General features: G+C 44.6%; 18 protein-coding genes, 2 tRNA genes, 3 rRNA genes and 1 pseudogene. 15 read left to right on the forward strand and 9 right to left on the reverse strand.

Annotation, left to right across the window (positions count from 1 at the left end; translation table 11 throughout):
- Window positions 1-3 precede the first annotated feature (3 nt).
- The 4 genes from BQ5591_RS09615 to BQ5591_RS09630 form a co-directional block, all read right to left on the reverse strand.
- Window positions 4-738, reverse strand: a complete 735-nt coding sequence (locus tag BQ5591_RS09615) for a class I SAM-dependent methyltransferase (RefSeq protein WP_071149135.1) — start codon at window positions 736-738, stop codon at window positions 4-6.
- 4 nt (window positions 739-742) lie between these two features.
- The gene (locus BQ5591_RS09620) at window positions 743-931 is read right to left on the reverse strand and encodes a hypothetical protein (protein WP_022164271.1); all 189 of its coding nucleotides are present in this window, start codon (window positions 929-931) and stop codon (window positions 743-745) included.
- A gap of 216 nt (window positions 932-1147) precedes the next feature.
- Window positions 1148-2221: a DUF4468 domain-containing protein gene (locus BQ5591_RS09625; RefSeq protein WP_071149136.1), complete on the reverse strand. Its 1074-nt coding sequence runs from the start codon at window positions 2219-2221 to the stop codon at window positions 1148-1150.
- 28 nt (window positions 2222-2249) lie between these two features.
- The gene (locus BQ5591_RS09630; RefSeq protein ID WP_071149137.1) at window positions 2250-2978 is read right to left on the reverse strand and encodes an MBL fold metallo-hydrolase; all 729 of its coding nucleotides are present in this window, start codon (window positions 2976-2978) and stop codon (window positions 2250-2252) included.
- 280 nt (window positions 2979-3258) lie between these two features.
- Between BQ5591_RS09630 and BQ5591_RS09635 the strand changes: the two genes are divergently transcribed.
- The 4 genes from BQ5591_RS09635 (at window position 3259) to queF (ending at window position 6940) form a co-directional block, all read left to right on the forward strand.
- On the forward strand, window positions 3259-4722 hold the full coding sequence (locus BQ5591_RS09635) for an OmpP1/FadL family transporter (protein ID WP_071149138.1): 1464 nt from the start codon (window positions 3259-3261) through the stop codon (window positions 4720-4722).
- A gap of 250 nt (window positions 4723-4972) precedes the next feature.
- Window positions 4973-5653, forward strand: coding sequence for a queuosine precursor transporter (locus BQ5591_RS09640; RefSeq protein ID WP_071149139.1), 681 nt, complete (start codon window positions 4973-4975; stop codon window positions 5651-5653).
- A 116-nt stretch (window positions 5654-5769) separates the two neighbouring features.
- Window positions 5770-6426 (forward strand): 7-cyano-7-deazaguanine synthase QueC, encoded by a 657-nt coding sequence (gene queC / locus BQ5591_RS09645; RefSeq protein ID WP_071149140.1) that lies wholly within the window; start codon window positions 5770-5772, stop codon window positions 6424-6426.
- 58 nt (window positions 6427-6484) lie between these two features.
- Window positions 6485-6940 carry a preQ(1) synthase gene (gene queF, locus BQ5591_RS09650; RefSeq protein ID WP_022164277.1) on the forward strand — a complete coding sequence of 152 codons (456 nt, stop codon included), beginning with the start codon at window positions 6485-6487 and terminating at the stop codon, window positions 6938-6940.
- Between the two features lie 28 nt (window positions 6941-6968).
- Here queF and BQ5591_RS09655 read toward each other — a convergent pair whose 3' ends face one another.
- Both BQ5591_RS09655 and BQ5591_RS22175 read right to left on the reverse strand, forming a co-directional pair.
- Complete coding sequence (locus BQ5591_RS09655) at window positions 6969-7598, reverse strand: RDD family protein (RefSeq protein WP_394331807.1); 630 nt, start codon at window positions 7596-7598, stop codon at window positions 6969-6971.
- Window positions 7577-7694: pseudogene (locus BQ5591_RS22175) on the reverse strand (RDD family protein); the annotation flags it as partial. The gene BQ5591_RS09655 and the pseudogene BQ5591_RS22175, both read right to left, overlap by 22 nt.
- Window positions 7695-7797: 103 nt before the next feature.
- Here BQ5591_RS22175 and BQ5591_RS09660 point away from each other — a divergent pair.
- From BQ5591_RS09660 to rrf, 11 genes are all read left to right on the forward strand, one after another.
- Window positions 7798-8760 (forward strand): stage II sporulation protein M, encoded by a 963-nt coding sequence (locus BQ5591_RS09660; protein ID WP_071149142.1) that lies wholly within the window; start codon window positions 7798-7800, stop codon window positions 8758-8760.
- Window positions 8741-9688 carry a hypothetical protein gene (locus tag BQ5591_RS09665; protein WP_071149143.1) on the forward strand — a complete coding sequence of 316 codons (948 nt, stop codon included), beginning with the start codon at window positions 8741-8743 and terminating at the stop codon, window positions 9686-9688. Before BQ5591_RS09660 ends, BQ5591_RS09665 begins: the two co-directional genes overlap by 20 nt.
- 17 nt (window positions 9689-9705) lie before the next feature.
- Complete coding sequence (locus tag BQ5591_RS09670; protein WP_071149144.1) at window positions 9706-10323, forward strand: DUF4129 domain-containing protein; 618 nt, start codon at window positions 9706-9708, stop codon at window positions 10321-10323.
- Window positions 10320-11576, forward strand: a complete 1257-nt coding sequence (locus tag BQ5591_RS09675; protein ID WP_071149145.1) for a DUF4350 domain-containing protein — start codon at window positions 10320-10322, stop codon at window positions 11574-11576. Before BQ5591_RS09670 ends, BQ5591_RS09675 begins: the two co-directional genes overlap by 4 nt.
- Window positions 11573-12538, forward strand: coding sequence for an AAA family ATPase (locus BQ5591_RS09680; protein WP_071149146.1), 966 nt, complete (start codon window positions 11573-11575; stop codon window positions 12536-12538). Before BQ5591_RS09675 ends, BQ5591_RS09680 begins: the two co-directional genes overlap by 4 nt.
- Before the next feature lie 31 nt (window positions 12539-12569).
- A complete protein-coding gene (locus tag BQ5591_RS09685; protein WP_071149147.1) occupies window positions 12570-13877 on the forward strand; it encodes a DUF58 domain-containing protein in 1308 nt (435 codons plus the stop codon).
- A 764-nt stretch (window positions 13878-14641) separates the two neighbouring features.
- Window positions 14642-16170: ribosomal RNA gene (locus BQ5591_RS09690) — 16S ribosomal RNA — on the forward strand.
- 125 nt (window positions 16171-16295) lie between these two features.
- A tRNA-Ile gene (locus tag BQ5591_RS09695) sits at window positions 16296-16369 on the forward strand.
- 14 nt (window positions 16370-16383) lie between these two features.
- A tRNA-Ala gene (locus BQ5591_RS09700) sits at window positions 16384-16457 on the forward strand.
- A gap of 141 nt (window positions 16458-16598) precedes the next feature.
- Window positions 16599-19480, forward strand: a 23S ribosomal RNA gene (locus BQ5591_RS09705).
- Between the two features lie 77 nt (window positions 19481-19557).
- Window positions 19558-19668: ribosomal RNA gene (gene rrf / locus BQ5591_RS09710) — 5S ribosomal RNA — on the forward strand.
- The 16S, 23S and 5S rRNA genes sit together here with 2 tRNA genes alongside, the layout of an rRNA operon.
- Window positions 19669-20237: 569 nt before the next feature.
- On the opposite strand, the gene BQ5591_RS09715 is transcribed toward rrf, so the two are convergent.
- The 3 genes from BQ5591_RS09715 to BQ5591_RS09725 are packed head-to-tail and all read right to left on the reverse strand — an operon-like array spanning window position 20238 to window position 24097.
- A complete protein-coding gene (locus BQ5591_RS09715; RefSeq protein ID WP_071149148.1) occupies window positions 20238-20891 on the reverse strand; it encodes a DedA family protein in 654 nt (217 codons plus the stop codon).
- Between the two features lie 26 nt (window positions 20892-20917).
- On the reverse strand, window positions 20918-22333 hold the full coding sequence (locus tag BQ5591_RS09720; protein ID WP_022164399.1) for a tetratricopeptide repeat protein: 1416 nt from the start codon (window positions 22331-22333) through the stop codon (window positions 20918-20920).
- Window positions 22334-22357: 24 nt separating this feature from the next.
- A complete protein-coding gene (locus BQ5591_RS09725) occupies window positions 22358-24097 on the reverse strand; it encodes a glutamine--tRNA ligase/YqeY domain fusion protein (protein ID WP_022164400.1) in 1740 nt (579 codons plus the stop codon).
- Window positions 24098-24203 lie beyond the last annotated feature (106 nt).

Below are 24203 nucleotides of genomic sequence, written 5' to 3' on the forward strand. Positions count from 1 at the left end.
GGGTCAGACTTGGCTGAGGTGGGCCAGGTATTCGTAATGTTTTCCTTCTTCTATTAGCTCGGCCTTGAATCCGTTTTCCGCGGCATAGTAGGAGAGGGTCTGGAAGTCGATGTACAGCCAGTCGAAAACGTCTCCTTTTACATTTTTGTACTGCATCTGAAAGTCTACTTCACCGTAGTAGCTGTCGGCCAGGTCGATAAGGAAACTGCCGTCTTCTTCTTCGAACAGGTATTTCAGGTCGCTCGAATCCATGTAGATACATCCGCCGGGTGCAAGCAGCTGCTTCATCTTACGGAAGAATAGCGGCATGTTTTCAAGTTTGCCCACAATACCCGATCCGTTCATCAACATCAGGACGGTATCGTATGCCCCACAGAACTGTTCGCTGAAGAGGTTGGTCTGTGTGGCATGGCATACGCCCCTTTGCTTCATTACTTCGACGGACAGGGGAGAGATGTCGATGGCGTGCACATCTTTTCCGGCTTTTTGCAGGGCAAGGCTGTGGCAACCGCTTCCGGCGCCTACGTCCAGTATCCGTCCTGTGGCCAGCTTCAGGGCCGTCTGTTCCAGGTGGGGCATGGAGGCCTCGCTGCGAAACAATTCTTTCACGGGGATTTCGTCTTCATCGAATTGCGATGAAAACACACGCAGGCGGGCGGCTTTGCCCGAGCGGGCGTAGTCGGCTATCGCTGCCCCCATCGGGTCTTTCTCGGGTGATAGTAAGCAGGTGTTCAGCATGGAGTTATTTGCTTTTATGTCTGTTGGCACGTTTGCGACGGATTTCTGCCTTCATCTTGGCAGCTCCGGAACCGTGCAGGCCTGTGATGTAGGTTTTCTTCTTGGCTTTGGTTTTGATTTTGTTCTCTTCTTTGGGCTTGTCTTTCTTGCCTTTGAAAATGATGCCGCCCATCATGGCTTCTTCGATACTCATATACGAAATGTTATTATTGTTTCTGGCTGCAAATATACGTATTTGCAGGATTGGTTTCTGCATGATGAAACAAAAAAGTTTCGACAGGCAAGGGTAGTTGAAACGATTCTTGCCTGTCGAAGCCTTATCTGTCAGCATCTGACTGCTGTTGGAGGAATGATTGCATCGCGGCAAAGCGCAGCTATGCCGCATGGACGCTGTGCCGGTACGGACCGGTTATTTGACCGATGCTTTTACAATTTCGCCGATAAATGTGCGAGGCTGTCCTTCGAGGGGTTCCTGTGAGGGAAGTTTCTTGCACTCCAGTATGACGCTGGGTTCGTTCTGCCCGTTGGGATAGAAACGTACGGTGTAGTTTTCGGCTTTCTCCAGTTGCTCGTAAGGCTGGTCGGGTGATAGCATGGTGAATACAACAGGTTTTCCGGACATCTTGCCCAATGAGCCTCCTGCGTTGGCGGTCATGGTAGTCATGTTGAAGCTGTCGGTACCGATAGCAATAACCAGTTTGCCTGCTCCCATCTGGATGAGGTCAGTTGGCAACTGACTGGGTGTTACGTCTTTATACGAACTGGCTGAGGTTGCCGGTGTTGCAGCAACAGCAGTTGCATTACTGCTTTTGACGGTAACTTCCTGTTTGGGGGTGATAACGGTATTGCCGGTCGTATTTGCATTTCCTTCAGTATTTCCGTTGCCTTTTGCATTACTTTGCGCTGTAGTAGCACTCAGTGCGTTGGCTGCTTCTCCGAAAAGGGTGTCGGTGAAGTCAACAGTTTTTCTACGCCATTTGGCCAGTCCGCGTACTAGTTTGGTCTTCGATTTGTTCAGGGCGTATTTGTCGGAAATCCATTCTTCCGCATCATATTTTTCTTTGTCTTCACCTTCGCGGTACTCGAACCGGATTCTTTCTATACGAAGGGTACATTCTTCGGGCTGGCACAAGGCTGTGAGTGTATATATTATTTTTGTACGGTCCAGTGATAGGGCACTCGACTTGAAGACAATCCATTCTTCTCCTAGCCCGACAATCTGTCCTTCTTCTTTTTTAGTATACACTACACGGCTGTTATTCTCGTTCTTTTTCAGGCGGGCATCCATCCATTGCAGGATACGGTCGAAAACAGCATCCTGCGACATGCCGGGGATGCTGAATGTTTTGCTGAACACTACTTTTCCATTCTCTTCGGGAACGGCACCTGTCAGGTAACGGCTGTCGTCTTTCTTTTGTGCCTGCAATGCTATTGGCAGACAGAGGCAGGCTACGATAAATAAAATTCTTGTTAGTTTTTTCATAAGTGTTATATGTTTTTTGTTTTAAAATTCATGATAGTTCGAAACTTTCTCCTCGGTGCGTGATGCCGAGAAACCTGCATCCTTGGGCTTCGGCAAAAGGTTGGAAGGCGTTGCCGCCTCTGTAGTCTTCGCCGAAATGCATGGGAGCAAAAGCCGCGGTCTTTATCCGCTCAATGAACTGTCTGGCTCCACGCATGTAGTCGGTACCGATGCGGCTGTCCATGGGAAACATGGCGATGTCTATGGCAGATATTCTTTGCTGTATGTATTTTATTTCGGCTAGGAAATCACCATCAGCTTTTCGCATGTCTTGTGGGGTAGATTCATCACCCCGGTGCCAGTTATTCAGGTCGCCGGCATGGAAAATACGTCTGTCTTGCAAGTCTATCAGAAAGGAAACGCCCGAATCGGTTGATCCACAGGCTTCGATACGGATATGATCGTCTTCGTAAATACTGCCTTTGAGGAGATAAGTTGCTTCGTCGGCCGTAGCACGTTTGTGCTTCAGTATATCCTTTGAGAATATGTATCGGATGTCTGGACGCAGTTTCTTCCAGGACAATATGTCACGGTTGAAATGGTCTGGATGAAAATGGGAAGCCAACACATACATTCTCCCTGTTTTATGAAGCAGGTAGTCATGTACAATCCCCTTTTCGAAGTTGTCTTCAGATGAGTCTTGGTAATAGTCTATAATGACTGTGACATCGTCTGCTTCGATGGCGAATCCACTATGATAGATATAATCAAGTTTCATGGATAAATGAATTTAGCAGCAATATTACGAAAAACGTCGGATAACTTTGAAGATTGTGTTGTTATTTTATGTCAAATAGAATCCGACTATGCGGCAGGCAGGTTAACAATGCTGGGATCGGGATGAATTTTTTTCTTTGTTTCGTTTCATAAGAAACAATTGTTTTTTGCAAATATATGCTCTTCTGATATGTGCTTTCCTGTATATTTTTGCACACTGTGTTTGTTGGTGTGCATTTTTGTTATACCTTTGCGGCCTGAAATGATTAAAAATAATTTAGATGGTGAAAAAAATCTTGATTGGCATTGCGATGCTGATCGTTTCTAATTCAACTTTCGCGGGAGATTATCTGACTAATACAAATCAGAATGCCGCGTTTCTTCGTATGATAGCCCGTGGTGCTTCGATCGATGTTGATGGTGTGTATAGCAATCCAGCCGGACTGGCTTTTCTGCCTGAAGATGGTTTTCGGGTATCGCTTACCATACAAAGTGCGTATCAGACGCGTGACATTATGGCTGTCAGCCCATTTTGGACAATGGATGGAAATAATACGTCGCGTTATTATGAGGGAAAAGCTTCGGCTCCGGTCATCCCTTCCATACATGCTGTTTATAAAAAAGGCGATTGGGCCTTTTCAGGAGGTTTTGCCATTGTTGGTGGTGGTGGAAAGGCGTCTTTTGATCATGGATTGCCGATGTTTGATGCCGCAGCCATCGGAATGGTGACAAAAGAAACACAGGCCTTACAGCAGAACTTTGGATATCGGATGAGTCCGGACAAATATTTTATTAATTCGGCTATGGAAGGCCGCCAGTATATTTATGGCGCTCAGTTAGGACTTAGTTATAAGGTAAACGAACATATATCGGTCTTTGCAGGTGCTCGTATGAATTATTTCTCTGGTGGTTATAGTGGTTTCCTGAAAGTTGGTCTGAACGATGGGGTAGCCGAAGAAGTTGGAGCTGCTATTGTGAGCAAGTTGATGGGGGCTGGCCTTACGTTGGAGCAGGCAATGGCACAGGCTGCTGAGATTTCGGCTCCAATGATGGAGAAACTTTCGGAGTCGGGTATAGAGCTCGATTGTGATCAGTCGGGTTGGGGGTTGACACCGATTGTCGGAGTTGACGTTAAATACGGGAAGTTGAATGTAGCTGCCAAATATGAGTTTAAGGCTAATATGAATATAGAGAATAAGACCAATCGTCTGGAATATCCTTCTGCTGCCGAATCTTATATGGCACCTTTTAAGGATGGAGTAAACACACCGAGTGATGTACCGTCTATGTTGTCGGTAGCAGCCGGATACGAGATTCTGCCTTCTTTACGTGCTTCGCTCGAATATCATTTCTTCGATGATAAACATGCTGGTATGGCTGGAGGCAAGGAGAAGACATTGAAGCATGGAACTCATGAGTATTTGGCAGGAATAGAATGGGATGCAACCAAGTATCTGACACTTAGTGGTGGATATCAGAATACGAATTATGGATTGAGTGATGATTTTCAGTCGGATACCAGTTTTTCTTGTGATTCTTACTCAATAGGCTTTGGAGGGCGTATCTATCTGAGCCAGGCATTAAGTCTGGATGTAGCTTATTTCTGGACAACTTATAGTGACTATACGAAGGAAGCTCCTCGCAGAAGTTCGTTAGAGGCATTGGGGTTGCCTGTAGATGGAGATAAGGATGTATATAGCCGTACGAATAAGGTGTTTGGAGTAAGTCTGAACTATTGCTTTTGATAGCATATTCCTTTTCTTTGTTATATAATGTGCATTTGAGCATTTTGTAGTGCTGGTCCCGAAGACAGTTTTATGTCGGTTGGAACGTATTGGCACTGCAAAGTGCTCAAAGTGTATATTGTAGGGATTAACAGTTCGTCTCTTGGTAATCCCAAAAATAACTTCTACCTTTGCAGGCCGAAAACAAATAAGTATGATGCCGTGAATAGCGGTCGTGTATTCTAGGACAACCACGTAAAAAACAGGAGTTATGAAGCAAAAAGTATCTGTTCCTTTTATGCTGCTTGGCATTCTTTTCAATGTCTGCCTTATTGCAGCCAATCTTCTTGAAACTAAAGTCATTCAGGTGTGTGGCATTACGGTGACAGCCGGATTGCTTGTGTTTCCCGTTTCTTATATCATTAACGACTGCATCGCTGAGGTGTGGGGATTCCGTAAGGCGCGATTGATCATCTGGAGTGGTTTTGCCATGAATTTTTTTGTAGTGATGTTGGGCTTGGCTGCTGTAGCTTTGCCGGCGGCGCCTTTTTGGGAAGGTGAGGAGCATTTTAATTTCGTTTTTGGCATGGCGCCACGTATCGTTGTAGCCAGTTTGGCTGCATTTTTGGTCGGTTCTTTTCTTAATGCTTATGTGATGAGTAAAATGAAACTGGCCAGTGGAGGGCGTCATTTTTCGTTACGGGCCATCTTGTCCACTGTGGTAGGTGAGACGGCCGATTCACTGATTTTCTTTCCTGTAGCTTTCGGTGGTATCATTGCGTGGCAGGAATTGTTGCTGATGATGTGTATACAGATTATTCTGAAGTCGATGTATGAAGTGGTAATATTGCCGGTTACTATTCGTGTTGTCGGGCTCATAAAGAGGATCGATGGAAGTGATGTGTACGATGAGGGGATTTCGTATAAAGTCTGGAAGATCTCAGATATTTGACTATTCTTAAAAAGAGAGGATAATCTTTTTCAAAACAAAGTTGTTTAAAGCTTTGGTACACAAAGTCCTCTTGTCTGTATTGTTATAAAAGATTTCTAATATTTATTACTAAAAAGATGAATAAAGAAAGTGCATTGGTCGTGTTCAGTGGTGGGCAGGACTCAACTACTTGTCTGTTCTGGGCAAAACGTGAATTTAAGAAAGTGTATGCGCTAAGTTTCCTGTACGGACAGAAGCACCAGAAAGAAGTGGAGCTGGCGCGTGAAATAGCTCGTAAAGCTGAGGTAGAATTTGATGTAATGGATGTATCGTTTATCGGTCGGTTGGGGCATAATTCACTGACTGATCCTTCCATGACGATGGATAGTGAAAAACCGGCCGATACTTTCCCGAATACTTTTGTACCAGGACGTAATTTGTTTTTCTTAAGCATTGCAGCTGTTTATGCTCGTGAACGTGGCATTAATCATCTTGTAACAGGTGTATCGCAAACAGATTTCAGTGGTTATCCTGATTGTCGCGACGCTTTCATTAAATCGTTGAATGTGACGTTGAATCTGGCAATGGATGAGCAGTTTGTCATTCATACACCTTTGATGTGGATTGATAAGGCAGAAACATGGGCTTTGGCCGATGAATTAGGGGTACTTGACTTGGTTCGTCACGATACTCTTACGTGTTACAATGGTATTCCTGGAGACGGATGTAGTCATTGTCCGGCTTGTAAATTACGTCGTGAGGGACTGGAGAAATACTTGAATTCCCGTAAATAAGCCATTATCTTTTATTACTGTTTTATAGTTTATCATATTATTATAAAAATCTGTTGTTATGACCGAATTGAAAGACCAATTGTCTCTTTTGGGACGGAAGACTGAATATAAGCAGGATTATGCTCCTGAAGTGCTGGAGGCTTTTGACAATAAACATCCAGATAATGATTACTGGGTTCGCTTCAATTGCCCGGAGTTTACCAGCTTATGTCCTATTACAGGACAACCCGATTTTGCAGAAATACGTATTTCTTATATTCCCGATATAAAAATGGTAGAAAGCAAAAGTCTGAAACTTTATCTTTTCAGCTTTCGGAATCATGGTGCTTTTCACGAAGATTGTGTGAATATCATTATGAAGGATTTGATACGTTTGATGGATCCTAAGTATATTGAAGTAACGGGTTTCTTCACTCCTCGTGGAGGAATATCTATTTATCCGTATGCCAATTACGGGCGTCCTGGCACAAAATATGAGCATTTGGCCGAGCAGCGTCTGGCAAGTAGAGAATAATTTGCCATACGCATTTTTCGGGTATCAATTATATTTCTTCTAGGGCGTAATATTGATAATCGCGAAGAATTGTTTGCAGAAATTTTTCTGCGTTGTTTTCATGGGGAGTTGCTGATAGCAACTCCTTTACTTTTATTGCCAGCTGTTCCATCCGTTGTGCTCTGTTTTTCTGGTTTGACTGCAATGTACGGCTGATGACATTGATCTGTTCTAACGAAAGGTTGGCAGCTTGAGGATATGTAGGGCGATAGCCTTGACGCAGGTAATCAAACTCGTCAAGGCTTACATGAATTTTACGATAGTTTTTTTCTCTTATGACCATAGTACCTGCAGCAAGATCGCCTATGCGCTGTTTGTTATGCGTCAGTAGTATGGACAAAAGTCCGAATCCTCCGGTCAGGAACGCATCTATAGGAAACAGTAGCCAGCGTAACAGGTACGAACTGATACTGGGCGTTGATCCATCCGATTTGACCACACGTATGTTCATTAACCGCTTGCCAGGACTTTGTCCTTGATTGAATACTTCCCAAAGAAAAGCATAGCACAATACAGGTAAGTAAATTGTAACAGTGAGGACGATATACGAGATTTCGTCGGTAGGGTGAACTTTGAGATACAGTTTACTGACACCTAACAGATAAACACCAATGATGATGTAGTCGATAATCAGCGCTACCAATCGTTCGCCAATGCTGGCTGGCGTTTGACTGATTCGGACGAATTGTCCGGTAATAATAGTAGATTCTGCCATTTTCGATAAAACATTTTAGGTATCTCGTTGCAAATATATCATTATTCTCTTATTTTTGTTACCGATTTGAGTTAAAACACACAGCAGAAGTCCTTGGTTAATCATGAAAGAAGTAACGTTCATTCGTCAGAACATCGAAAGGTGGAAGCAGGCCGAAAAGGTGGTAGAACAGGCGGATCGTGTGTCGCCTGACCAGCTTGCTGACGTATATGTTGGACTGACGGCAGATCTGGCTTTCTCTCAGACTCATTTCCCTACTTCAAGAATTACAATTTATCTGAATAATTTGTCCTCGGCTTTGCATAACCGAATCTATCGGAACAAACGTGAAAAATGGTCACGTCTGTTTACGTTCTGGACTCGTGAAATACCTTGTGCGATGTATGATTCACGTCGGGAGTTATGGCTTTCTTTATTGATTTTTATGGTCAGTGTAGGCGTTGGCGTGCTTTCGGCAGCGAACGATCCGGATTTTGTTCGGCTTATTTTAGGAAATGCTTATGTGGATATGACGCTCAGTAACATCGCAGAAGGTAATCCTATGGGAGTATATGGCAGTGCGTCAGAGGTACCAATGTTCCTGGGGATTACGTTGAACAATGTGATGGTTGCTTTCAATTGTTTTGCTATGGGATTGTTGACCAGCTTCGGCACGGCATATATGCTTTTCAATAACGGTGTAATGTTGGGCGCTTTCCAGACTTTCTTTTATCAGCATGGATTATTATGGGAGTCTGCGTTGGCAGTCTGGTTGCATGGGACACTGGAAATATGGGCTATTATTGTTGCCGGTGCTGCCGGATTAACTTTGGGAAAAGGATGGTTGTTTCCCGGAACTTATTCACGTACTGAATCTTTTCGTCGAGGAGCACGGCGAGGAGTAAAGATTGTAGTCGGTACTGTTCCAGTTTTTGTGATGGCTGGTTTTATTGAGGGATTTATAACGCGTCATACTAATCTGCCTGATGCTTTGCGGCTGGGTATTATAGTACTGTCGCTGATATTTATACTTTATTATTATATTTATTTACCGAACAGAAGACGATATGGAAACACAGAAACCTAAAATCGCAATGTATGTCCAGCGTACGTTTGGCGATAAACTGAATGCAACATTTGATTTTATCAAAGAGAATTGGAAAGTGCTGTTAAAGTATGTCACATACTTGCTGTTGCCTGTTAGTCTGATACAGGCTTTAAGCATGAATGGACTGATGGGAATGATGCTTGGAACAGCTGATCCGGCTGTGGTTGAAGCAATGTTTACCGATTCGGGGCAAGTGGTTACATTTGTTTCTTATTATGGATTGCTTTTATTGATCAGCTTAATCGGTACCAATCTGTTGGGGGCTTTGGTATATACCTTGATGAGGCTTTATAATGAACGTGAACAGCGTTTGTCAGGAATCGAATTTGGAGAATTAAAACCATTGCTTTATCGTAATTTCAAGCGATTGTTTTCGCTTACTCTGTTTGCGATATTTATGATGGTTCTGATGGGACTTGTGATTGGCGTACTGGCTTCCTTGGTATCGTCCTTTTCGGTTTTGTTTGTTTTTCTGCTGCTGTTTGTATGTTTGTTGCTATTAGCACCATTGTTGTTGTGGGGAAGTATTTATTTGTTTGAAGATATATCTCTGATGAAAGCATTTAGCAAAGCTTTTCGTCTGGGTTTTGCCACATGGGGTGGCGTTGTGTTGATGGCTATTGTGATGGGCTTTTTAGCAAGTATATTGCAGGGAGTAACGACAATGCCTTGGTACATATCTATATTGGTAAAGACATTTTTTATAGCAAGCGATGCGGGTAATGGAATAGGTACTTCTGCCGGCTATAACTTTATGCTTTATCTGTTTGGTGTTCTTCAGGCTTTCGGTGCTTATCTTGCTATGATATTCTATTTGGTAGGCCTTGCTTATCAATATGGTCATGCTGCAGAAAAAATGGATAGTGTAAGAATAGAGGAAGACATTAATCATTTTGACCAACTTTAATTTGCCTTGAAGCATAGATGAATACTTCGGCTACCGATACTTTGGCTTATAATATTGATTTGGTGAATACCTGGCAGGCAGATCCTTCATATTATTATAATCGGGAGTTGCTTACTCCTGATATAAATATTATGGAATGGCTGAGTCGTCAGATAGGGAAGTTATTGCAAGAGCTTTTCGGTAGTCGGGTAATGAGTGAATATGGCGAAGTCATTTTGATTGTACTGGTTGTTTTATTATTGCTTTTTTTAGTTTGGTTTATATATAAAAAACGTCCTTCATTATTTCTTCGTTCATATTCTCAGACAGATATTTCGTATGAGGTTTCGGAAGATACAATATATGGCATTGATTTTGAAAAGGCTATATCGCATGCAGTAACTTCAGAAAATTATCGGGAAGCCGTACGTTTGCTTTATTTACAGACGTTGAAGTTGCTGAATGATGAGGAGCGCATTGTTTGGCAGCCTTACAAAACTCCTACGCAATATATATACGAGGTGCGTATGGGAGCTTTCAGTCGTTTGACCGATCATTTTTTGCGTGTACGTTATGGCAATTTTGAAGCAACCGAAATGCTTTTCCGCTCTATGTGTGCTTTACAGGGTGAGGTGAAGAAAGGGGGTGATACATGAAAGGCAGGCACTGGTTTGTTGTAGGAATTGTTGCTTTTCTGTTGTTGATGTTCGCTATAGAGTGTCGTTTGCCTAAACGTTTTGTCTGGCGTCCGACTTTTGGCCATTATGATGAGCAGCCTTTTGGGTGTGCACTTTTCGATAGCTTAGTGTCTGTTTCGGCTTCTGAAACGTATACTTTGTCCCGTAAGACGTTTTATCAGTTGGCTTCTGAAGATACATTAAAACGTAGAGGCTTTTTGGCTATTTCTGAGCACCTTGCATTGTCCGATGTTGATGTGGAAGCTTTACTTTCTATGGCAAGTCGTGGAGATAAAGTTCTGTTGGTGAGTAATTTGTTTCCGGCTCGTCTGGAAGACACGTTGAGGGTGCATGGGAATTATTCTTATTTCTATTTTAATGCATTGAAAAAACAAGCAGTCTCTTTGTTTGCTCGCGACAGTCTTATCTGGATAGCATCGCCAGGCGACTCTTTGGCATATTATTTCTATCCTCAATTGTGTGCATCGACTTTGTCTGCCGATTCAGCAGATGCAGACGTACTTGCAATAAAACATGAAGTGGTAGGTAAAAATGTGGATGGTTTGATGACTGATACCTTGCAGTATAGCCCTGTTGCATTATCTGTTCCTGTGGGGAAAGGAGAAATTATTTTAGTTTCCACTCCTTTGCTTTTTACCAATTATGGTGTGGTAGATGGAAATAATGCAGCTTATATTTTCCGAATTCTTTCGCAGATGAAAGGTTTGCCATTGGTTCGGACCGAAGCTTATGTGGATGAAACTTCACAAGTACAACAATCGCCGTTCAGATATCTTTTAGCTCATCGCCCTTTGCGCTGGGCGTTGTATCTGACGTTGACAGGAGTTGTACTTTTTATGTTTTTTACGGCTCGTCGTCGGCAGCGTGCTATTCCGGTTGTACGGCCTCCATTGAACAAGTCATTGGAGTTCGTTAAGTTAATAGGAACTCTGTATTTTCAGAAGAAAGATCATGCGGATTTAGTGCGTAAAAAATATATTTATTTTGCTGAAATGCTGCGCCGTTCGTTGCAGGTCGATTTGGAAGCAGTGGAAGAAGACATCCGATCTTTCGATCGAATAGCAAAGCGGACGGGTATAGATAAGGAATCAATAGCTACCCTTGTCCATACAGTACGTAGTGTAGTGTATGGCAAGAATGCAAAGGTGAGTGAGCAGCAAATGAAACGATTGATTGATAACATGAATGATATAACCAGAAATTTGTTATGAGTGAAAATAGGCTTGACCTTACATTCTTTTCTGCAAAAATAGCAGAATTGAAAAAGCAAATTGCTTCTGTATTGGTGGGGCAGGAGCAGATTGTCGATCTTGTCCTGACTGCTATTTTAGGTAATGGACATGTGTTGATAGAAGGGGTACCGGGAGTGGCGAAGACTTTGTTGGCTCGTTTGGTCTCTAAGTTGATTGATGCAGACTTTAGCCGTATTCAGTTTACTCCCGATTTGATGCCAAGCGATGTATTGGGAACTACTGTATTCAATATGCAGACAGGAGGTTTTGATTTTCATCGTGGACCTGCGTTTGCCGATATTGTGCTTGTTGATGAAATCAATCGTGCTCCAGCCAAAACGCAGGCTGCTTTATTCGAGGTAATGGAAGAACGGCAGGCCAGTATTGATGGTGTTACTTATCCTATGGGAGAATTGTATACTATTCTCGCAACTCAAAATCCAGTTGAGCAAGAAGGTACTTATAAGCTTCCGGAGGCACAACTCGATCGTTTCCTTATGAAAATAACGATGGGATATCCGTCTGCTGAAGAAGAACTCGAAGTGCTTGAACGTCATCAGGCTAATGCTTCATTAGTGAAGTTGGATGAGGTGGTGCCAGTACTATCTAAAAGTGAACTATTGGAGTTAAGGAGTTTGCTTGGACAAGTGTTTGTCGACCGTACTTTGTTGCAGTATATTGTACAGATAGTTCAACGAACTCGAACAGCCAAAACCATTTATCTTGGTGCATCGCCGCGTGCATCGGTTTGCATGCTTCAGGCATCCAAAGCGTATGCTTTGTTGCAGGGACGCGATTTTGTAACTCCGGAAGATATTAAGTTTGTGGCACCTTCTGTTCTTCAGCATCGCTTGATTCTGACAGCTGAAGCAGAAATGGAGGGCTATACGCCTTTGAAAATAACCCAAAGACTGATTGATCAGATAGAAGTACCTCAGTAATTTTTTGTTTATAATTTTATAGTTTCAGATTTTGTTTTTAACTTCTCGTTTTTATATAGTTTTGGTATTAATCGTCTTGTTGTTGGGCGGTGGATATGTTTTTGCACCATTGTTTGTAATTGGGCAGTGGGCATTGTTATTATTTGCAATAATCTTGCTCGTTGACGGGTGGATGCTTTATCACGTTCGTGGTATAAAGGCTTTTAGGAAGTGCCCTGTCCGTTTCTCCAATGGTGACGACAATGCTATCTCTATTCGTGTTGAAAATTCTTATTCTTATACGGTATCAGTAGAAGTTATTGACGAAATACCTTTTGCCTTTCAGAAACGTGATGTAAACTTTCATTTGTACCTTCAGCCTCATGAGGGTAAGAATATCGATTATAGTTTGCATCCTGTCTGTCGGGGTGTTTATGATTTCGGTTTCATTCGTGTTTTTGCTTCAAGTCCGATTGGTATTTTGGCGCGACGTTATACTTGCGGCGATTCTTGTCAGGTAAAGGTATATCCCTCTTTTCTGATGTTACATCATTATGAGTTGCTTGCAATTGATAATCGGCTAACCGATCAAGGCATCAAGCGTATACGTAGGGTAGGGCATCATACTGAATTTGATCAGATTAAGGATTATGTAAGAGGTGATGAATTTCGTATGATTAATTGGAAAGCTACTGCAAGACGCAATCGTTTGATGGTGAATGTGTATCAGGATGAACGTGCTCAGTCTGTCTATGCTATTATCGATAAAGGACGAATGATGCAGCAGGCTTTCCGGGGAATGACACTTCTGGATTATGCCATCAATGCAGCTTTGGTACTTGCATATATTGCTATGCGTAAGGAGGATATGTCAGGCATTGCCACATTCAATGAACGTTTCGATACTTTTATCCCAGCTTCTAAACGACAGGGACAAATGCAGGTCCTGTTAGAAGCCCTGTATAATCAGCAGACAGATTTTGTTGAAAGTGATTTTTCCTCTTTATGCGTTCATCTTGATAAGCATCTTTACAGGCGTAGCTTGTTGGTGCTGTATACAAACTTCTCAGGGTTAGATAGTTTGCAACGTCAATTGCCTTATCTGCAGCAGCTTAGTCATCGGCATCGTTTGTTGGTCGTGTTTTTTGAAGATGTAGAGTTGAATGAATATATAGCAAGTTCTTCACATTCTACAGAAGATTATTACCGGCATGTGATAGCAGAAAAATTTGCTTTTGAGAAGCGGTTAATCGTATCTTCATTAAAACAGCATGGTATATTTTCATTGTTGACTACTCCAGAGAACCTTTCAGTGGATGTGATTAATAAGTATCTGGAGATAAAAACAAACTTGTTTTAGGACTATTCTCATATACCTTTTACTTTTCTCTTTTCCCCTCTTTGCCCTTTCTTTTGCGCTTTTTCGTCCCTATCTTTTCCCTCTCTTTCCCTTTTTCTCCCCTTTTTGCTTCTTTTTCCCCTCTCGCGCGCACATGTGAATATATAATGTGTCCCCTTTCCTTTTCCCTACGATACCTTCTATAAAAACATGTTCTACAACATATCTCTAAATCAGTTATTTAGCAAAAACTTCATCAAAAAGATGAAAAAAATTGTGTGATATATTTGGAGCATAATTAAAAACCCACTACTTTTGCACCCGCTTTCGAGAACGAGAGCAGCGACGAAATGACATTCTGAGATACGCGGAACGAACGATTCGCAGTTTTAAATCTTTTTCTGCTTACATTCTGCAAGGGAAGTGAGCCGGAAGGCAATCTTTGTCAAGCAACGCTTCGCAAAGAAACCCTGAAAAAGAAAAATGAAAAAAAACTTCGAAAAAATTTGGAAGATATGAAATAAAGTTCTTATCTTTGCATCCGCTTTCCGAAAGAAAAGCCTTCGTCAAGAAGAAGCGATCTATGAAGAGATTACATAAACAATACGTAGTACAAGAGCGGAGAAATGAAGATTGAAAGATCAGATTTCTCCGGGTAAAGAAGAACCGTCAATCCTCTTTCCTTATATATATAATGAAAGAGAAAAATTGAGAACTTCGGTAAATCAATCGGTCGTCCTGAACAGAGCAAATGCCGACAGGTAACTGTCGCAAAAGATATTCTTACAATGAAGAGTTTGATCCTGGCTCAGGATGAACGCTAGCTACAGGCCTAACACATGCAAGTCGAGGGGCAGCATGATTGAAGTTTGCTTCAATTGGTGGCGACCGGCGCACGGGTGAGTAACACGTATCCAACCTTCCGCTGACTCGGGGATAGCCTTTCGAAAGAAAGATTAATACCCGATAGCAAAGGACTTCCGCATGGATATCCTTTTAAAGGATTCCGGTCAGCGATGGGGATGCGTTCCATTAGATAGTTGGCGGGGTAACGGCCCACCAAGTCGACGATGGATAGGGGTTCTGAGAGGAAGGTCCCCCACATTGGAACTGAGACACGGTCCAAACTCCTACGGGAGGCAGCAGTGAGGAATATTGGTCAATGGGCGAGAGCCTGAACCAGCCAAGTAGCGTGAAGGAAGACTGCCCTATGGGTTGTAAACTTCTTTTATACGGGAATAAAGTCATCCACGTGTGGATGTTTGTATGTACCGTATGAATAAGGATCGGCTAACTCCGTGCCAGCAGCCGCGGTAATACGGAGGATCCGAGCGTTATCCGGATTTATTGGGTTTAAAGGGAGCGTAGGCGGGCTTTTAAGTCAGTTGTGAAAGTTTGCGGCTCAACCGTAAAATTGCAGTTGATACTGGAAGCCTTGAGTACAGTATAGGCAGGCGGAATTCGTGGTGTAGCGGTGAAATGCTTAGATATCACGAAGAACTCCGATTGCGAAGGCAGCTTGCTGGACTGTAACTGACGCTGATGCTCGAAAGTGTGGGTATCAAACAGGATTAGATACCCTGGTAGTCCACACAGTAAACGATGGACACTCGCTGTTGGCGATATACGGTCAGCGGCTTAGCGAAAGCGTTAAGTGTCCCACCTGGGGAGTACGCCGGCAACGGTGAAACTCAAAGGAATTGACGGGGGCCCGCACAAGCGGAGGAACATGTGGTTTAATTCGATGATACGCGAGGAACCTTACCCGGGCTTGAACTGCAGCGGAATTATCCGGAAACGGATAAGCGAGCAATCGCCGCTGTGGAGGTGCTGCATGGTTGTCGTCAGCTCGTGCCGTGAGGTGTCGGCTTAAGTGCCATAACGAGCGCAACCCTTATATCCAGTTACCATCAGGTCATGCTGGGGACTCTGGATAGACTGCCGTCGTAAGATGTGAGGAAGGAGGGGATGACGTCAAATCAGCACGGCCCTTACGTCCGGGGCTACACACGTGTTACAATGGGGGGTACAGCAGGCCGCTACCTGGCGACAGGATGCCAATCTCCAAAACCCCTCTCAGTTCGGACTGGAGTCTGCAACCCGACTCCACGAAGCTGGATTCGCTAGTAATCGCGCATCAGCCACGGCGCGGTGAATACGTTCCCGGGCCTTGTACACACCGCCCGTCAAGCCATGAAAGCCGGGGGTACCTGAAGTGCGTAACCGCAAGGAGCGCCCTAGGGTAAAACCGGTGATTGGGGCTAAGTCGTAACAAGGTAGCCGTACCGGAAGGTGCGGCTGGAACACCTCCTTTCTGGAGTGACGTCCGAAAGATGAAGTTCGGATGGTTCTCTTACCGTTCTCTTGTACCTGCGTGATTGTTTTTACGATATTGCGAGAAAAGTAGAAGCCGAGCCGAAAGGCGAGGGTTAGACTGACAGTCCTATAGCTCAGTTGGTTAGAGCGCTACACTGATAATGTAGAGGTCGGCAGTTCAACTCTGCCTGGGACTACCTGAAGATATACTGGGGGATTAGCTCAGCTGGCTAGAGCACCTGCTTTGCAAGCAGGGGGTCAACGGTTCGAATCCGTTATTCTCCACTTATGTGATGGGATGCCTGAATTTTGATTCTTCATTCATAATTCTTCATTCTTCATTCACGACGATCTATGACATGATGTACAAAATGAAAGTAAAAGTTGAAAGCTGAAAGTATATATCGACTGCTGTGTCGATAAGACAAAAAAGTAAGCAAGGGCGCATGGCGGATGCCTTGGCTCTCGGAGGCGATGAAGGACGTGATAAGCTGCGATAAGCCGCGGGTAGGTGCAAATGACCTTTGATCCGCGGATTTCCGAATGGGACAACCCGGTATTCTGAAGGAATACCATCCATCCTTATGATGGAGGCCAACGCAGGGAACTGAAACATCTTAGTACCTGCAGGAAAAGAAAATAATAATGATTCCCCAAGTAGTGGCGAGCGAACGGGGACTAGCCTAAACCTGCCATGTTACGGCATGACAGGGGTTGTAGGACCACGTCGTTGCAAGAAATCTGACGAATGGAAGCTTCTGGAAAGTAGCACCGCAGAAGGTGACAGTCCCGTACATGAAGTCAGACGAAGCATAGTGGTATCCTGAGTAGCGCGGAGCACGAGGAATTCTGCGTGAATCAGCCGGGACCATCCGGTAAGGCTAAATACTCCCGAGAGACCGATAGCGAACCAGTACCGTGAGGGAAAGGTGAAAAGCACTTCGAACAGAAGAGTGAAATAGTTCCTGAAACCGTGCGCCTACAAGCGGTCGGAGCACCTTTCGGTGTGACGGCGTGCCTTTTGCATAATGAACCTACGAGTTGTTATTTCCGGCAAGGTTAAAGGCCTTGAGGCCTGCAGCCGAAGCGAAAGCGAGTCTGAACAGGGCGGATAGTCGGAAGGAACAGACGCGAAACCAAGTGATCTACCCTTGGTCAGGTTGAAGGCTGGGTAACACCAGCTGGAGGACCGCACCAATAAGCGTTGAAAAGCTTCTGGATGAACTGAGGGTGGGGGTGAAAGGCTAATCAAACTTGGAGATAGCTCGTACTCCCCGAAATGCATTTAGGTGCAGCCTCGACTTATACTGGCATGAGGTAGAGCGACTGATAAGATGCGAGGGCTTCACCGCCTATCAAGTCTTGACAAACTCCGAATGCGTGCCAGTTCTATGTCGGGAGTGAGGGCATGGGTGCTAAGGTCCATGTCCTAAAGGAGAACAATCCGGACCAGCAGCTAAGGTCCCGAAATGAATACTGAGTTGAACTAACGAAGTCAGATTGCTAAGACAGCTAGGATGTTGGCTTGGAAGCAGCCATTCATTTAAAGAGTGCGTAACAGCTCACTAGTCGAGGAGTTTGGCGTGGATAATAATCGGGCATAAGTATTCTACCGAAGCTCTGGGATGTTTATACATCGGTAGGGGAGCATTCCACTCAGCGTTGAAGGCGTACCGTGAGGTATTCTGGAGCGTGTGGAAAAGCAAATGTAGGTATAAGTAACGATAAGGCAGGCGAGAAACCTGCCCGCCGAAAGACTAAGGTTTCCTGATCAACGCTAATCGGATCAGGGTAAGTCGGGTCCTAAGGCTCAGCCGAACGGCGACGCCGATGGCAGAAACGGTTAATATTCCGTTACTACCATGCAGGGTGACGCGGGGACGCAGGAGTGACACCACCGCCGGCTGACGGAATAGCCGGTTTAAGGGAGTAGATGTTGATTTCCGCAGGCAAATCCACGGAAAGAATCGAACCTGAAAGTATGACGCGTCCTTCGGGACAAGTCAATAGTGTGGGTAAACATACTGCCGAGAAAATCCGCTAAACTTAACTTGCATGGTACCCGTACCGCAAACGGACACACGTAGTCGGGTTGAATATACTAAGGCGCTTGAGTGAATCACGGTTAAGGAACTAGGCAAACTGACCCTGTAACTTCGGGATAAAGGGTCCTCAATGGAAGTTGAGGCGCAGAGAATAGGTCCAGGCAACTGTTTAACAAAAACACAGGGCTGTGCGAAATTGAAAGATGAAGTATACAGCCTGACACCTGCCCGGTGCTGGAAGGTTAAGAGGAGACGTCATCGCAAGAGAAGCGTTGAATTGAAGCCCCAGTAAACGGCGGCCGTAACTATAACGGTCCTAAGGTAGCGAAATTCCTTGTCGGGTAAGTTCCGACCTGCACGAATGGTGTAATGATCCGGACGCTGTCTCAACCGTGAGCTCAGTGAAATTGTAGTATCGGTGAAGATGCCGATTACCCGCGATGGGACGAAAAGACCCCGTGAACCTTTACTATAGCTTAACATTGAATTTGGGCAACTGATGTGTAGGATAGGCCGGAGGCATCGAAGCGGTGACGCCAGTCATCGTGGAGCCGCTGTTGAAATACGGCCCTTTGGTTGTTTGAGTTCTAACTCCTGGATGGAGGACACTGTTTGGTGGGTAGTTTGACTGGGGTGGTCGCCTCCAAAAGCGTAACGGAGGCTTCTAAAGGTGCCCTCAGGACGATTGGTAACCGTCCGCAGAGTGTAATGGCATAAGGGCGCTTGACTGGGAGACATACAAGTCGATCAGGTAGGAAACTAGAGCATAGTGATCCGGTGTTTCTGTATGGAAAGGACATCGCTCAAAGGATAAAAGGTACTCCGGGGATAACAGGCTGATCCCTCCCAAGAGCTCATATCGACGGAGGGGTTTGGCACCTCGATGTCGGCTCGTCACATCCTGGGGCTGGAGAAGGTCCCAAGGGTTGGGCTGTTCGCCCATTAAAGTGGCACGCGAGCTGGGTTCAGAACGTCGTGAGACAGTTCGGTCTCTATCTATCGTGGGCGTATGAAATTTGCGTGGCTCTGACACTAGTACGAGAGGACCGTGTTGGACTGACCTCTGGTTTACCGGTTGTGCCGCCAGGTGCATTGCCGGGTATCTAAGTCGGGATTGGATAAGTGCTGAAAGCATCTAAGTACGAAGCCAGCCACAAGATTAGATTTCTTAGGGTCGTCAAAGACGATGACGTTGATAGGATGCAGGTGTAAAGGTGGCGACACCAAAGCCGAGCATTACTAATTGCCCGTTCACTTTTAGGTCTCAAAGAGGATACAGGATAGTCGTTATATACGTTCAGAATTGATGGTTTTACTTTCAGACATCATGTCGACCTTATTAAGGTGACTATAGCATCGGGGTTCCACCTCTTCCCATTCCGAACAGAGAAGTTAAGCCCGGTCACGCCGATGGTACTGCGTAACAGTGGGAGAGTAGGTAGTCGCCGTTTTAGTAGAAGCCCCTTCGGAGAGTTCCGGAGGGGCTTTTTTGTTTTCCCTCCGCATGCACGCAGAATTCTTTTTTTCCCCTCAGGCACGGATGCCACGGAAAGACACGGGGAAGGCCGCGACTGAAAACAATAGATACAGCTTACTATTTTTTGAATTGTGCTTTCCAAATGCGCCGACTATGCTGTTCCAGTGCACTGCTTACTGCACTGTTAGTGCACCAACTGTTGCACTGCGAGTGCACTGACTACTGCACTGTGAGTGCAATAACTGGTGCACTCACTGGGGATAACTGGGGAGTTTTAGAAGGATAGTAGGCATTCATTTCTTTCTTTTCAGATCTCTTTCTCCCTTCAGAAAGCAGGTTGTCAAAAGGATAACTGATGCCTTGTCGTTCCTTTAGTTAACGGCTACTCTTATCCGATAAATTGTGGCTTGGAAAATGAAGGACTCATAGTTGTTTGTTTAGGGGATTGAGATAAGAGCTGACTGCGTAATATAAAAGAACGGGAGAAAATAGAGCTTTTAACTATATTTTCTCCCGTTCTTTTGATGAATTCTTGTGATGTCGTTATTTCTTCTGGCTCTTCTTTTTCAGTCCTTTGTAAGCAATGAAGGCTATTGCCAGAATAGCCAATGCCAGAATGCAATATCCTATTTCATGGCTGTATTTGGTTGCCATGACATAAACATCGTTGGTGGTTTTCAGATCTGTGAAGCGGTATATCAGGTATCCTAATGTCGCCAATATTGCGTTCCAGATTCCGGCTCCCAAGGTAGTGTAGAGCAGGAATGGTCCCATTTTCATTCCGGCCAGTCCGGCGGGGATACTGATAAGCTGGCGTACAGCCGGTATCAATCGTCCGAAGAAAGTAGAGGCTGCACCGTGCTTGCGGAAATATTCTTCGGCATGGCGTACCTTTTCTTCATCAATCAGGCACATGTGTCCAAAACGGCTGTTGGCAAATTTATAGACGATAGGACGTCCAAGCCATTTTGCCAGGTAGTAATTGACCAATGCTCCCAAGTCGGCTCCTATGGTTGCAAAGACTACGACCAGGATTATGTTCATACTATCGTCTGCCATGGCTTTCCATGCAGCCGGTGGCACTACTGCTTCAGAAGGGAAAGGTATAAACGAACTTTCGATAGCCATAAAAATAGTGACTACCCAATAATTCAGGTTTTCCAGTACCCATTTGAGAAGTTCTGCTACTGATTCCATTTTTTCTTCTACTTGGTTTTAACGATTTATTTCAGTGATTCAAAAATATCTTTCATGATTTTAGCCATTTCTTCCCGTTCTTCTCCGTTCATCATCTGCTGCAATTCTTTTAACTCATCTTGGCTGATGGGTTTCTTACAAAGCTGGTTGTACTTCATAAAATTCTCTTTATCATGCAATATCAGATAAATGGAGGTTAGTCTTTCGTTGATACCTTCGTAATCGGGAGCATCTTTTTTGACGTGTTCGAAGGCTACTCGTGCATATTCTATCTGATTGATTTCCATACAGATGAGTCCTATTTCGTTCCAAGTCTCCGGATAGGGGGCGATTTTCAGCGCCCTGGCCCATTGCTTGATTCCCTGTTCGGGATTTCCATCTTCCATATAAATTCGGCCGGATATCAGATAGTTCTCCACATCATTCGGATCGGTTCCTATGGCTTTGCGGCTATATTGGTAAGCTTTCTCTTTTTCCCCCATTTTGAAGAGGCAGAGGGCAGCATTGGAATACAGCATGGCAAGTGGAATTGTCTTTTCCTCGTAACTGTCTATGGCAGCTTTAAGATAGTGATAGGCTTGCTCCCATTCATTTTGGCTGATATGTCCCATGGCAATGAAGGTATAGACAAAGTCATGAGTCAGCACTTGCAGTTCTTCGGCTTTCCGGTAGCTTTCCAAGGCTTTCTTGTCGTTTCCAAGCTGGTAGAACGAATGTCCTTTGACTACGTATGCTTCGGCAAATTCGTCGTCGGATATGATGGCATAGTCGCAGGCATCGATAGCCTTGTCGTACTGTTGTTGCTCGAAATAACATCGTGCCAAGCCAAACCAATAAGGGGCAGAATAGGGATTTTTGTCTATCAGTTTATTGTAGTATACGGCTGCTTCGTCGAACTTGCGCTCTCCATACAGGCAGTCGGCCACTACAGCCAAATAGGCTTCATCTTCATCATAAAGTCCCTTTCCTATCTCTAGCCATTGTGAGGCCTTCTGCGAATACCCCATGTCATTGTAGAGGTAAGCTACCTCAATAATGTTGGCCAGTTCCTCTTTGTCTTTAATGGTGTTGATCAGCTTTTCAGCTTCTTCCAGTTTACCTTCGCCCATCAGTATGTTGGCCTTCAGTATTTTTACCTCGGAAGAAAAATCGTCGGTGATTCTTTCGACTATTTCTTTGGCCTTTCCACGACGTTGAGTGTCCAGGAACAGGTAAGCCCGCTCCACCAACAACGCAGTGTTGTTGGGGTGCAGGCTCAGTCCATATTCAGTGGTTTCCAGAGCTGTCTGAAATTTATTCCGCATGGCATACCAGTCCGCCAAGTCCGCCAGGTCGTCCGCATCCATATAGATTGGCATTCTTTCCCTTTGGGCTTTTTCGTATTGTTCTGCCAGTTCGTACAATTCTTTGTCTCTTCCAGACAGTAGGTTTTTTCTGTTCATCAATAGTAATAACTCCTTTTTGATTTATTTGTTGATTTTTCCCCAAGTATCTTTCAGTCCTACAGTTCGGTTGAAGACCATCTTCTCGGGAGTAGAGTCTTTGTCTACATTGAAGTAGCCGATACGTTGGAACTGCAGATAGGTAAGAGGCTTCATGCCGGCTGCAAACTTTTCGATGTAGCAGCAGGGCAATACCTGAAGCGAGTCGGGATTGATAATTTCCTTCATGGCGGTCAGTGCATCGCAGTTTTTAGCTTCGCGAATGGCAGCCAGTTCATCGCGTGGGTTCTCCACTTTCCACAGGCGGTCGTACAGACGAACCTCTGCTTCCAGACAGTGTGCACAGCTTACCCAGTGGAGTGTACCTTTTACTTTTCGGTTGGCACCCGGCATACCGCTTTTCGAGTCAGGATCGTATTCGCAATATACCTCTACCACTTCGCCGGCTTCGTTTTTCTTGCATCCGGTACATTTTACGATATAGGCATTTTTCAGACGTACTTCCTGTCCGGGAGTCATGCGGAAATACTTTTTCGGAGCATCTTCCATGAAGTCTTCGCGTTCCATCCACAATTCGCGGCTGAATTCGATCATGTGACTGCCTTCTTCGGGATGTTCCGGATTGTTGATGGCTTCCAGTTCTTCTACCTGTCCTTCCGGATAGTTGGTGATAACCAGTTTTACCGGATTCAGTACAGCCGAAATGCGGGTTGCACGGTCGTTGAGGTCTTCGCGTACGGCACTTTCCAGCAATGCAAACTCGTTGAGTGCATCGTAGGTCGTGTAGCCAATCTTGTCAATGAACTTATGGATTGATTCCGGTGAGTAGCCACGACGGCGGAAACCGCAAATGGTCGGCATACGGGGATCGTCCCAACCGTTGACAAGTCCTTCTTTTACCAAGGTCAGCAAGTTACGCTTGCTCATGAGTGTATAACTCAGGTTCAGTTTGTTGAATTCGTACTGACGGGGACGGTTGTCTTCCAGATCTTTTCCTTCCTTCAGCCAGTCCACGAACAAGTCGTACAGCGGACGGTGTACCACAAACTCCAGTGTACAGAGCGAGTGGGTCACGCCTTCGAAGAAGTCGCTTTGACCGTGGGCGAAGTCGTACATCGGATATGCTTTCCATTTTGTTCCCGTACGGTGGTGCGGATGTTTTACGACGCGGTAAATGATCGGGTCGCGGAAGTGCATATTGGGGTTAGCCATATCTATCTTGGCACGCAGCACCATGGCTCCTTCTTCTATTTCTCCATTGTTCATTTTCTGGAACAGTTCCAGATTTTCTTCAATGGGACGGTTGCGGTACGGACTTTCCACACCAGGTTGTGTAGGTGTACCTTTCTGGGCAGCAATCTCTTCGCTGGATTGTTCGTCGATGTATGCTTTTCCTTCTTTAATCAGCCGTATGGCAAAATCCCAAAGTTGCTGGAAGTAGTCGGAAGCATAATATTCGTTTCCCCACTGATATCCCAGCCACTTGATATCTTCCTTGATGGCTTCTACATATTCTACATCTTCTTTAGTCGGGTTGGTGTCGTCAAAGCGCAGGTTGCACACACCACCATGAGCAGCTGCAATGCCAAAATCGAGGCAAATTGCTTTAGCGTGTCCGATGTGAAGATAGCCGTTAGGCTCTGGCGGAAAACGTGTCTGTACTCTTCCTCCGTTTTTACCTTCTTTCAAGTCGTTCTCTACTATCTGCTCAATGAAGTTCAAGCTTTTCTTTTCGCTTGTTTCTTCGCTTTTCATTTCTGCCATAATTGTATCTTTTCGTAGTTTTCACTATTTTCAACTTTGCAAAAATACGACTAATTTTTTGGTATATTGCTATTTTGCAGGAATTATATCCGTGCTTTTTTATGAT

Source organism: Bacteroides ndongoniae, assembly GCF_900108345.1.
Lineage (GTDB): Bacteria > Bacteroidota > Bacteroidia > Bacteroidales > Bacteroidaceae > Bacteroides > Bacteroides ndongoniae.

Coding starts and splice junctions, on each gene's coding strand:
- BQ5591_RS09615 (WP_071149135.1), bottom strand. CDS start 738: ATGCTGAACACCTGCTTACTATCACCCGAGAAAGACCCGATGGGGGCA.
- BQ5591_RS09620 (WP_022164271.1), bottom strand. CDS start 931: ATGAGTATCGAAGAAGCCATGATGGGCGGCATCATTTTCAAAGGCAAG.
- BQ5591_RS09625 (WP_071149136.1), bottom strand. CDS start 2,221: ATGAAAAAACTAACAAGAATTTTATTTATCGTAGCCTGCCTCTGTCTG.
- BQ5591_RS09630 (WP_071149137.1), bottom strand. CDS start 2,978: ATGAAACTTGATTATATCTATCATAGTGGATTCGCCATCGAAGCAGAC.
- BQ5591_RS09635 (WP_071149138.1), top strand. CDS start 3,259: ATGGTGAAAAAAATCTTGATTGGCATTGCGATGCTGATCGTTTCTAAT.
- BQ5591_RS09640 (WP_071149139.1), top strand. CDS start 4,973: ATGAAGCAAAAAGTATCTGTTCCTTTTATGCTGCTTGGCATTCTTTTC.
- queC (WP_071149140.1), top strand. CDS start 5,770: ATGAATAAAGAAAGTGCATTGGTCGTGTTCAGTGGTGGGCAGGACTCA.
- queF (WP_022164277.1), top strand. CDS start 6,485: ATGACCGAATTGAAAGACCAATTGTCTCTTTTGGGACGGAAGACTGAA.
- BQ5591_RS09660 (WP_071149142.1), top strand. CDS start 7,798: ATGAAAGAAGTAACGTTCATTCGTCAGAACATCGAAAGGTGGAAGCAG.
- BQ5591_RS09665 (WP_071149143.1), top strand. CDS start 8,741: ATGGAAACACAGAAACCTAAAATCGCAATGTATGTCCAGCGTACGTTT.
- BQ5591_RS09670 (WP_071149144.1), top strand. CDS start 9,706: ATGAATACTTCGGCTACCGATACTTTGGCTTATAATATTGATTTGGTG.
- BQ5591_RS09675 (WP_071149145.1), top strand. CDS start 10,320: ATGAAAGGCAGGCACTGGTTTGTTGTAGGAATTGTTGCTTTTCTGTTG.
- BQ5591_RS09680 (WP_071149146.1), top strand. CDS start 11,573: ATGAGTGAAAATAGGCTTGACCTTACATTCTTTTCTGCAAAAATAGCA.
- BQ5591_RS09715 (WP_071149148.1), bottom strand. CDS start 20,891: ATGGAATCAGTAGCAGAACTTCTCAAATGGGTACTGGAAAACCTGAAT.
- BQ5591_RS09720 (WP_022164399.1), bottom strand. CDS start 22,333: ATGAACAGAAAAAACCTACTGTCTGGAAGAGACAAAGAATTGTACGAA.
- BQ5591_RS09725 (WP_022164400.1), bottom strand. CDS start 24,097: ATGGCAGAAATGAAAAGCGAAGAAACAAGCGAAAAGAAAAGCTTGAAC.